This window comes from Kitasatospora sp. MAA4, assembly GCF_029893355.1.
Lineage (GTDB): Bacteria > Actinomycetota > Actinomycetes > Streptomycetales > Streptomycetaceae > Kitasatospora.
Genome location: NZ_JARZAI010000018.1, coordinates 172,487 through 182,512, shown reverse-complemented (window position 1 = coordinate 182,512; position 10,026 = coordinate 172,487). Strand labels below are relative to the sequence as shown.

The window sequence follows — 10,026 nt, the reverse complement described above, 5'->3', positions numbered from 1 at the left end:
CTCCCTCAATCCTGCGAGACCACCACGCTCAACGCCCACGGTCCCCGCAACTCCCATCGATCACGGGTGTTGCGAGGACCGTTAGAACCCAAGGGTGACCTGGGCCTTCTGCTGTTCCGGGGCGCTCAGCGGGTGCGGCCCAGGTGGGGTGGGGCTCCGTGGGTCTGGAGGGGTTCGGGGACGGTGACTGTGCCGTGTTCGTCCTGGAAGTTCTCCATGACGGCGAGCAGGGCCCGGGCGGTGATGCCGGTGCCGTTGACGGTGTGGACGAACTCGGTGCCGGCCTCGCGGCGCACGCGGGTGTTGAGGCGGCGGGCCTGGTAGTCGGTGGTGCTGGAGCAGGAGGTGACCTCGCGGTAGCGCTGCTGGGCGGGGAACCAGGCCTCGATGTCGTACTTCTTGGCGGCGGGGTTGCCCAGGTCGCCGATTGCGATGTTGACCACGCGGTAGGGGAGTCCGAGGGCCTGGATGATCTCCTCCTCGATCGCGAGGATCTCCTCGTGGATCCGTTCGGACTGCTCCGGCAGGCAGAACACGAACATCTCCACCTTGTCGAACTGGTGGACGCGGAACATGCCGCGGGTGTCCTTGCCGGCGGAGCCGGCCTCGCGGCGGAAGTTGGTGGAGAACGCGGTGTACCGGGCGGGCAGCTGCGACTCCTCCAGGCGCTCGCCCATGTGGAAGCCGCCGAGCGCGACCTCGGAGGTGCCGCTGAGGTAGAGCTCGTCCTTCTCGTCCAGGCGGTAGAGGTTGCTCTCCTCGTTGGGCAGGTAGCCGGTGCCGTACATGGCGCGTTCGTTGACCAGTACGGGCGGCAGCAGGTACGTGAAGCCCTTGGCGATGATGCGGTCGAGGGCGAAGCGGTAGAGCGCGGTCTCGGCCAGGGCGACATCGCCCACGCGGTAGGCGAAGCGGGAGCCGGACAGCCGGGTGCCGCGCTTCATGTCCACCCAGCCGGCCCGGGACTCCAGTTCCAGGTGGTCCCTGGGGGTGAAGCCGAGCGGGCGGATCTCGCCCCAGGTGCGCAGCACCTCGCCCTCGTCCTCGCCGCCGTCGGGGGCGGTGGGGTGCGGCAGGTTGGGGAGCCGGTCCAGCAGGTTCTGCCGTTCGTCGGCTGCCTTGGCGAGGTTCTCCTCGGCGCTCCTGAGCTGTTCCTTGTGCTGTTTGAACTGCTCGATCTGCTCGGCGGTGGGGGAGCCCTTCGGCTTGTTCCGGGCGCGCAGCCGGTCCACCTGATCGGTCAGTTCGCGCCAGACCGTGTCCGCCGCGAGCAGGGCGTCGAAGGCGTCCGCCGCGCCCCTGCGGGCGAGGGCGGCGCGGAAGCGGGCCGGGTCCTGGCGCGCGGCCTTGAGATCGATCACCTGAGTCAGCTCCATTTCGTTCCGGAGGGGGCGTCATGGCGCACACTGCCGTGCTCCGATGGCCCGGCGCTGACGTGTCTCTGACGGCTCAGGCCGCGTGGTCGGCGGTCGCGCGGTCCAGGGCGGGGTGCTGGTTGAGGATCGCCAGTTCGCAGCGCTTCAGCCGGACGCCGGGCTGATCGCCGTGGGTGAGCAGCAGGCCCACGGTGTGCCGGTAGACCTGCAGCGCCTCGACCTGCCGGCCGGAGCGGTAGAGCGCGATCATCATCTGCTCGGTGAAGCTCTCCAGCAGCGGCGAGTACTTCGTGAGCAGCGGCCCCAACTCGGCGACGACCAGGGTGTGGTTGCCGCGACGCAGCTCCGCGTCGAAGAGCATCTCCAGCGCCTCCTGACGGTCCTCCTCGAAGCCGCGGCCGGCGATCGAGCAGATCGGGCCGCCCAGGACGCCGCCGAACACCGGGCCGTGCCAGCTGGACAGTGCCTCACGCAGGGCGCAGACCAGGGCCTGCGGGCTCAACACGGCGCGTTGCTGACGCAGCGTCGTCAGGGTGGCGTGGAAGCGGCGTCCGTCGATCTCGTCGTCCTCGACGAGGAGCTGGTAGCCGGTGCGGTCGGCCACCAGCCGCGGGGTGTCCCGCTCGGGTTCGGCCCGTTCCAGCCGTCTGCGGAGCCGGCTGACGTGGGCGTGCAGGGCGTTGTCGGGACTGTCCGACCAGGACTCGCCCCAGAGTTCGTATCTCAGAGTGTCCGCCTGGACCTTGTGGTTGGCGCTCAGGAGCAGGGCGAGCAGCAGGACCTTCTGGGTGACGCCCTGGACGGGGTGGCGGGCTCCCGACACGGACAGTTCGAGCGGACCGAGCAGATGGAACTCCAACATCGTCGTCTTCCGATCTGTAGAGGGTCTGAGCGCAGTTGTTCCGAGCGCAGCTGTTCCGAGCGTGCGGGCGCGCCGACCGGGAGCGTTAACCAGGGAATCGGTGGCCCTCTCCGGCGGCTCCCACCGACTCGGCCAGGCGCACCAGGTACTCGGTGTGGCGGGGTAGGTGCTCGGTGACGCGGACCTCGATCAGGTCGCGCCAGTCGAGCCACTCGTCGAACAACTGCCTGCCGCTGCGGCTGTACAGGCGCACCCGTACCGCCGCGTCCGGCGGGTCCTCGGAGATCGTCTCAAGGGCCGCGGCCAGTTCGGCGGCGTTTGCGGCCACCAGGTCGACCAGTTGGGACGGGCTGTTCGCCGCGACCAGGGAGCCGATGAGGTCCGCGCACACGGCGGTGGCGTTGTCCACCACCGCGGGGGCCCCTTTTGCGACGTTTCTTGCGGCCAGGGTGAGGTCGACGTCGTAGAGGGCGAGGTGGCAGAGCAGCCAGGACACCTCGACACTCAGGTCATTCATACCGGCCCTCTCGGCCACAGCCCGTGCCGCGCTCAGCAACGGCCGATATGCGCCAGCGAGACGGCTGGAATCCACTGCCTGCCCCTCCTCGTCCCTCGTCGGGTCGCAGTGTCGCAGTCACGGATGCGGCTGTCGATTACCTCGCAGATAGGTGACGCTGAGTCAGAAGCGCGTCAGCGCAACGTCAGTAGCCGCTGCTTGACTCGTCCGGAGGTGTGAATCTGCCAGGAAATCGAAATTCCATCGCCCCCGGAGGCGCCCGTGGCTGCCATATCGTCGCCGATCGGCCCTGACCTCACCGCTGCGATTCAGGACCTGCTGGAACTCCCCCGGTCGGAACGCCGGGATGCTCTGGAGGCCCTTGTCGCCGCGGAGTTCAAGGCCACTCTGCTCATGTCGGAGGATGAGGAACTCCCGCTCGGCACAAGTTACTTCGACCTCGGGTTCACCTCGCTGCGGATCACCGAGGTGAAGCAGCGGCTGGAGGAGCTGCTGGGCTGCCCGCTGAGCACGAACCTGCTCTTCAGCAGCCCGACGGTGGAGCAGCTCCTCGACCACCTCGCGTCCGAGGTCTTCCCCGAGCTCTTCACCCATCAGGGATGAGCCGAATCCGCGAGAAGGGAACTGCTCCATGACTGACGAGCAAGACCGGACAATCCGTCGGCTGCTCCAGGAAAAGCACGAACCCATTGCCATCGTCGGCATGGGACTGCGATTCCCGGGCGGCAACAACACCCTCGAAGGATTCGAGGAGTTCCTCGCGGCAGGCGGCGACGGCATCGTTCCGCTGCCCACCGACCGCTGGGATCTGAGTGCGTTCCTCCCGGAGCCGGGCGACGAGGCGTCGCCCGGCAAGATCCGCGCGCCCGCGGCGGGATTCCTCGAAGGCATCGACCAGTTCGACCCGGGCTTCTTCAACATCGCGCCCAAGGAGGCGCACTACATCGACCCTCAGCAGCGCATCCTGCTGGAGACGGCCTGGCAGGCGCTGGAGAGCGCGAACATCGATCCCCACACGCTGCGGCACGGCAACGGCGGCGTGTACATCGGTGCCAGCTCCATCGACTACGCCTTCGAGCTGGACTCGCTGCCGTACGAGGAACTGGACCCGGCGCTCTCCAACGGCATCACCATCTACCCGCTCTCCGGCCGGCTCTCCTACTTCCTCGGCTGGCGCGGGCCGAGCCTGAGCACGGACACCGCCTGCGCCTCCTCGCTCACCGCGCTGCACCTGGCCGTCCAGGGGCTGCGCCGCCAGGAGTGCGACATCGCGCTGGCGGGCGCGGTCAACTGCCTGCACCACCCCAAGATCTGGGTGATGTTCTCGCAGGGCGAGGTGTTCGCGGCCGACGGCCACTGCAAGACCTTCGACGACGCCGCGGACGGCTACGCCCGCGCGGAGGGCTGCGGGGTCCTGGTGCTCAAGCGGCTCTCCGACGCCCAGCGCGACGGCGACACCGTGCTGGCGCTGGTCCGCGGCACCGCGATCGGCCAGGACGGCGAGAGCGCCGGTCTGACCGCCCCGAACGGCGCCGCGCAGGAGATCGTCATCCGGTCGGCGCTGGCCAACGCGCAACTGACGTCGGGCGACATCCAGTACGTGGAGGCACACGGCACCGGCACCCCGCTGGGCGATCCCATCGAGATGGGAACCATCAACGGGGTGTTCGGCGCTTCGCACTCCAAGGAGAACCCGGTGGTCGTGGGCTCGCTCAAGACCAACCTCGGTCACATGGAACCCGCTGCCGGGATCGGTGGCGTGGTGAAGACCGTGCTGCAGATGCGGGCCGGCAGCTTCTTCCCGCACCTGGTGAACACCCCGTCGCGGCGCATCCCGTGGGACAGCTACCCGGTCGAACTGGCGCAGGGCGGCAAGAAGTGGGACGTGCCGGTGCGTCGCGCGGTGATCAACGGCTTCGGCTTCGCGGGCGCGATCGGCGCGGCGGTGCTGGAGCAGGCGCCGACCGCCGGTGAGGAGCCCAGGAGGTCGGCGGCCGAGTCGCAGGTCTTCACCGTCTCGGCGAAGAGCCGCCGTGCTCTCAAGCTCCAACTGCGGCGCTACCAGGAGTTCCTGGCCGCCCATCCGGAGGCGGACACCGCGGACCTCTGCTACACCGGCAACGTGGGCCGCGCGCACTTCCCGTACCGGGTGGCCGGCGTGGTGCACGACCGGGCCGAGCTCTCCGCACTGCTGGAACGCGAGCTGGCTCGGGCGGACCAGGACGGTCCGCGCTCCGGGGAGCTGCGCAGGACGGCCTTCCTGTTCTCCGGCTCCGGTGCGCAGCAGCCCGGGATGGGCAGCGCTCTCTACGCGCAGTTCCCGGTCTTCCGGGAGCAGGTGGACGCCTGCGACCGGATCTTCGAGCCGCTGGTCGGCCTCTCGATCCGGGAGCTGCTGATCGACCGGGGCGCGGACCCCGGGACCTTCCACGATCTGCGCTACAACCAGCCGCTGATGTTCACCTTCGAGTACGCGCTGGCCCGGCTGTGGCTCTCCTGGGGCGTGCGGCCGAGTGTGCTGATCGGCCACAGCACGGGCGAGTTGATCGCCGCGACGGTGGCCGGGCTGTTCGACGTGCCGGACGCCGCCAGGCTGATGGCGGCGCGCGGCGCGCTGCTGGCCACGCTGACCGTGCCCGGCGGCATGGCGGCCGTGGCCGCCGAGGCGTCGGAGATCGAACCGCTGCTCGCGCCCTACCAGGACCTGGGCATCGGTGCGGTGAACTCGCCCGGGCAGTGCGTGCTGTCCGGCGGACGCGAGTCGCTGGACCGCGCCTGTGCCGACCTGCGCGAGCGCGGCTACCAGGTGACCGAGCTGAACGTGCCGGTCGCCTCGCACTCCTCGCTGATGGCCGAGATCGCCGAGCCGCTGCGAGCGGTGCTGCGGGAGATCACCTTCCGGGAGCCGGAGTTCACGCTGGTCTCCAACGTCACCGGGCAGGTCGCCCGGCCGAGCGAACTCTCCACGCCCGACTACTGGATCCGGCACCTGTGCGAGACCCTGAACTTCGCGGACGGCATGCGCGCGATCGAGCGTCGCGGCCGCCACGTGTTCATCGAGATCGGACCCTCCAGCGCACTGACCACGCCGGCCGCGCAGTGCGTCGCCGCCCAGAAGAACGCCTGGCTGGTGAGCGCGCACCCGGAGGACGCCGAGGCCGACACGATCCGCCAGGCGCTGGCCGAGCTCTACCTCACCGGGCTGCCGGTCAACTGGCGTGCGGTGCACACCGGGCGCGAGCGAGCCGCCGCCGTGCTGCCGCACTACGCCTTCGACCGCAAGCGCTACTGGCTGCCCAACGACGCCACCCGGCACCGGCAGGTCGCCGGCCTCGGGGCGCAGCGGGCGGTGCACCCGCTGCTCGGCGAGGAGGTGGCGCTCACCGGGCAGGGCACGCTGCGCGAGTTCAGCACCCGGATCAGCGCCCACCACCCGGCGTACCTCGCCGAACACACCGTGGGCGGCCGGTCGTTCTACCCGGTGGCCGGCTATCTGGAGACCCTGCTCGCACTCCAGGACGCCGTGTACGGGGAGACCCGGCGCGCCGTCGAGGAGCTGGTGTTCCACGAGACCCTGTTCCTGTCCGGCGACGCCGCCGTCGAACTGCGGATCCGCCTCGCCGAGGGGGACGCGGTCGAGATCGCCCACCGCGGTGCGGAGGGTGAACGGGTGCTGCTCACGGCCCGCTTCGGCCCGCGTCGGGGCGAGGACGACTGCGCGCCGGAGCTGCGCGCCGCCGCCGCGCTGGAGCCCGAGCAGCGCCTGGACGCCGACGCCGTCTACGCCGTCTACCGCAGCCTGGGCCTGGACTACGGTCCGCGGTTCCGGCAGCTGCGCTGGGCCGGCCGGGTCGGCGCGGACCTGGTCGTCGGCGAGGTGGCCGGGGTGCCGGCCGATGCCGTCGGGCATCTGCCGCCGACGCTGATGGACGCCGCGACCCACACCCTCGCGGCGGTGGTCGACGGCACCACCGGGTACGTGGCGGTGCGCTGTGCGGGATTCCGCCTGTTCAAGAAGCCCAAGGCGGACACCCTGCGCGCGGTGCTGCGGATCGGGCCCGGGGACCGGCCCGACGCCGAGTTCACGGCGGCGCTGCTGCTGCTGGAGGGTGAGCAGCCGGTCTTCGAACTGGAGGGGCTGGCCTTCGCCCGGCTCCCGGAGACCGCGGCGGCGGCGGGTGAGGCCGGCGCGCTGGACGAGGCCGAGATCGAGGGTCTGCTCGCCGGCCCCCGCCGGCAGCGGCTGGACGCGCTGGAGACGCTCGTCCGCACGCTGCTGGCCGAGGTCATCGAGATCGACGACGCCGACTCGGTGGAGCGCAGCACCCGCTTCATCCAGCTGGGGCTCAACTCCCTGCTGGCGACCCAGCTCAGGGCCCGCATCGAGGGCGCGCTCGGACTGGGCCTGCCGGCCGCCTCGGTGCTCCAGCACCCGTCTGTCGAGCTGCTGGCCGAGTTCCTGGACCGGCGGCTCAGTCCGGAGCCCGTCGCCTGACCGAGTCCACCCCCGCCCAACCGATCGGATGCCCGGACGACGCCCCACGGCCGTCCGGGCATCCGTCCAAGGAGGTCCATCCCATGCCTGCGCCGCTCAGCGGTTGGCTCCAGCCGGAGACGGCCTCGGTCGAGGCTCCGCTCCGGCTGTTCCTGTTCCACTGCGCCGGAGGCGGCGCGTCGATGTACCACGCGTGGCCGCGGCTTTTTCCGTCCGACATCGCGGTGCAGTGCGTTCAGTTGACGGGTCGTCAGGAGAGGTTTGACGAAGACCTGTTCACCGAGCTGGATCCGCTGCTGGACGCCTTGGCCGAGCTGGTCGCGGCCGAGGACGACGGACGTCCCTTCGGCTTCTTCGGGCATTCCATGGGCGCGCTGATCGCGTACCGGCTGGCCGTACGCCTGGAGCGGTCGGGCCTGCCCGGCCCCTCGGTGGTGGGCGCGGCCGGCTGGGCGCCCGAGGAGTTCACCATGCCGGCGCGTCACCACGCGGAGCTGACCGACGCCGAACTGGTCGCCGAACTGGCGGCCTTGGGCGCACTGCCGCCGGACGCCGTCGGCGCGGACGCGGACTGGTTGGCGCTGGCCGTCCCGGCGATGCGCGCGGACATCAGCCTCTGCGAGGGCTACCGGGACGACCGCGGCGTCATCCGCGCCCCGCTGGCCGGCTACGCCGGCGCGAGCGACCCGCTGATGGCCCCCGACGCGCTGGCCTCCTGGGCCGCGCGGACGGAGGCCTACCTGGGGGGCCGGGTCTTCCCCGGCGGGCACTTCTTCCTGGACCGGGAGGCCCCGGCCATCGCCATGGACCTCGCCCAGCTGCTGCGCCGGCACGCGGGGCGCTGAGAACCGCCGCAGGCCCGGTCCCCCGCGCGGGGGACCGGGCCTGCGCCTGTCGCACGTCAGGGGTGGGCGTAGAAGCCGCGTCCCGACTTCCGGCCGAGCAGGCCGCCCGCGACCATCCGGGAGAGCAGGTCGGGCGCCGCGTACTGCGGCTCGCCGAACTCGTCGTGCAGCGCCGCGGCGATCTGGGCCACCACGTCCAGGCCGATCAGGTCGGCCAGCTTGAGCGGCCCGACCGGGTGCGAGCAGCCCAGCACCATGCCCTGGTCGACCGTCTCGGCCGACACCAGTCCCGACTGCACCATCCGGATCGCGTTCAGGAGGTAGGGGATCAGCAGCGCGTTCACCACGAAGCCGGTCCGGTCGGGGCTGAGGATCGCCGTCTTGCCGAGCACCTCGCCGACGAACAGCCGCGCCCGCTCGTGGGCCTCGGCTCCGGTGAAGGGCGAGCCGATCAGTTCCACCAGCGGCATCGCCGGGACGGGACTGAAGAAGTGCAGACCGAGCACCTGGCCGGGGCGGCCGGTGGCCAGCGCGAGCCGGACGATGGGGACGGAGGAGGTGTTGGAGGCCAGGATCGCGTCGTCCGCGGTGACCAGTTTGTCGAGCTGGGCGAAGAGTTGGACCTTGTCCTCCTCCTGTTCGCGGATCGCCTCGACCACCAGCTGGCGGTCGGCCAGGTCGGCCAGGTCCGTGCTGAACTCCACCCGGGCCAGCAGGGCGCCACGCTGCTGCTCCGAGAGCCGTCCCTTACGCACGGACCGGTCGAGTGAGCGCAGCAGCCGGCCCCGGCCCGCCTCCAGCGCGTCGGGCGTCCGGACCGCCACCCGGACGTCGAGCCCGGCGCCCGCGCAGACCTCGGCGATGCCGGAGCCCATCGCGCCGCAGCCGACCACGCCGACCCGGTGGATCCCCGCCGGCGCGCTCATGCCGCAACTCCCCAGCGCAGCAGGCCGGTGCCGATCGCCATGCCCCCGCCGAACCCGGCGAGCACCACCAGGTCGCCGTTCCGCAGCGCGCCGGAGCGGTTGGCGTCGTCCAGCGCGACCGCGACGGAGGCGCTGCCGACGTTGCCGTAGCGCTCCAGCGTGCGGTGCGTGCGGGCGTTGGGCACGCCGATCAGTTCGACCAGCTGTCGCAGCAGCACCCCGTTGGCCTGGTGCGGGACCAGGTGGTCGACCTCGTCCAGGCGGACGCCGGCGCCGGCGACCAGGTCGGCCACGGCACCCGGCACGTTCTCCATCACGAACTCGCTGACGCCGCGCCCGTCCATCCGGAAGAAGTGGCCGCCCTCGTCCACCGTCTGGTGCGAGGCTGGGAGCCGACTGCCGCCGGCCTCCACCCGGATCAGCCGGTGGGCGTCACCACGGCTGGAGAGGCCGAAGTCGAGGAAGCCGTAGGGGGCCGGCACCGGGCCGACCACCGCGGCGCCCGCGCCGTCGCCGAGCAGGGTCGCGGTCCGGTGGTCGTCGAAGTCCAGGATCCGCGAGTAGACGTCGGCGGCGATCACCAGGGCCCGCCGCCCCGGGTGCGTGCTGGTCAGACTGTGCGCCAGGGCCAGCGCGTAGACGAAGCCGCTGCACACGACGTTGACGTCCAGGCAGGCCGCCCGCCGGGCGCCCAGCAGGTGCTGGACCAGTGTGCTGGTCGGGGGTTGCGGCGAGTCCCCGGTCGAGGTGGAGACGATCAGGTAGTCGATCTCCTCGGCGGCGAGTCCCGCCTGCGCCAGGGCGGCTTCGCCGGCCTGGGCCGCGAGGTCCGAGGTGGCCTCGTCGGGCGCCGCGTAGCGCCGGCAGAGGATCTCGGTCTTGCGCGCGATCCACTCCTCGCTGACGCCGGTACGCGCGGCCACCTCGGTGTTGTCGATCTCCTGCTTGGGCAGGTAGGAGCCGGTGCCCAGAATTCCGGAGGCGTGCTGCTCGGCGTCGGCCATG

8 protein-coding genes are annotated in these 10,026 nt (G+C 71.3%); 3 read left to right on the top strand and 5 right to left on the bottom strand.

What is annotated here, in order from left to right:
- Positions 1–125 precede the first annotated feature (125 nt).
- The 3 genes from serS to P3T37_RS24230 form a co-directional block, all read right to left on the bottom strand.
- On the bottom strand, positions 126–1,361 hold the full coding sequence (gene serS / locus P3T37_RS24240) for a serine--tRNA ligase (RefSeq protein ID WP_280725927.1): 1,236 nt from the start codon (positions 1,359–1,361) through the stop codon (positions 126–128).
- Between the two features lie 88 nt (positions 1,362–1,449).
- Positions 1,450–2,238 (bottom strand): AfsR/SARP family transcriptional regulator, encoded by a 789-nt coding sequence (locus P3T37_RS24235; RefSeq protein ID WP_280725926.1) that lies wholly within the window; start codon positions 2,236–2,238, stop codon positions 1,450–1,452.
- A gap of 85 nt (positions 2,239–2,323) precedes the next feature.
- Complete coding sequence (locus P3T37_RS24230) at positions 2,324–2,755, bottom strand: hypothetical protein (RefSeq protein ID WP_280725925.1); 432 nt, start codon at positions 2,753–2,755, stop codon at positions 2,324–2,326.
- A gap of 261 nt (positions 2,756–3,016) precedes the next feature.
- On the opposite strand from P3T37_RS24230, the gene P3T37_RS24225 reads away from it, so the two are divergent.
- From P3T37_RS24225 to P3T37_RS24215, 3 genes are all read left to right on the top strand, one after another.
- On the top strand, positions 3,017–3,358 hold the full coding sequence (locus P3T37_RS24225) for an acyl carrier protein (protein WP_280725924.1): 342 nt from the start codon (positions 3,017–3,019) through the stop codon (positions 3,356–3,358).
- 28 nt (positions 3,359–3,386) lie between these two features.
- Entirely contained in the window at positions 3,387–7,250 is a 3,864-nt protein-coding gene (locus P3T37_RS24220; protein WP_280725923.1) for a beta-ketoacyl synthase N-terminal-like domain-containing protein, read from the top strand.
- Positions 7,251–7,333: 83 nt separating this feature from the next.
- Positions 7,334–8,095 (top strand): alpha/beta fold hydrolase, encoded by a 762-nt coding sequence (locus P3T37_RS24215; RefSeq protein ID WP_280725922.1) that lies wholly within the window; start codon positions 7,334–7,336, stop codon positions 8,093–8,095.
- Positions 8,096–8,151: 56 nt separating this feature from the next.
- Here the strand turns inward: P3T37_RS24215 and P3T37_RS24210 are convergent, their stop codons facing one another.
- Positions 8,152–9,021, bottom strand: a complete 870-nt coding sequence (locus P3T37_RS24210) for a 3-hydroxybutyryl-CoA dehydrogenase (protein ID WP_280725921.1) — start codon at positions 9,019–9,021, stop codon at positions 8,152–8,154.
- Positions 9,018–10,025, bottom strand: a complete 1,008-nt coding sequence (locus P3T37_RS24205) for a ketoacyl-ACP synthase III (RefSeq protein ID WP_280725936.1) — start codon at positions 10,023–10,025, stop codon at positions 9,018–9,020. The genes P3T37_RS24210 and P3T37_RS24205 overlap by 4 nt, the downstream gene beginning before the upstream one ends.
- Between the last annotated feature and the right edge of the window lies 1 nt (position 10,026).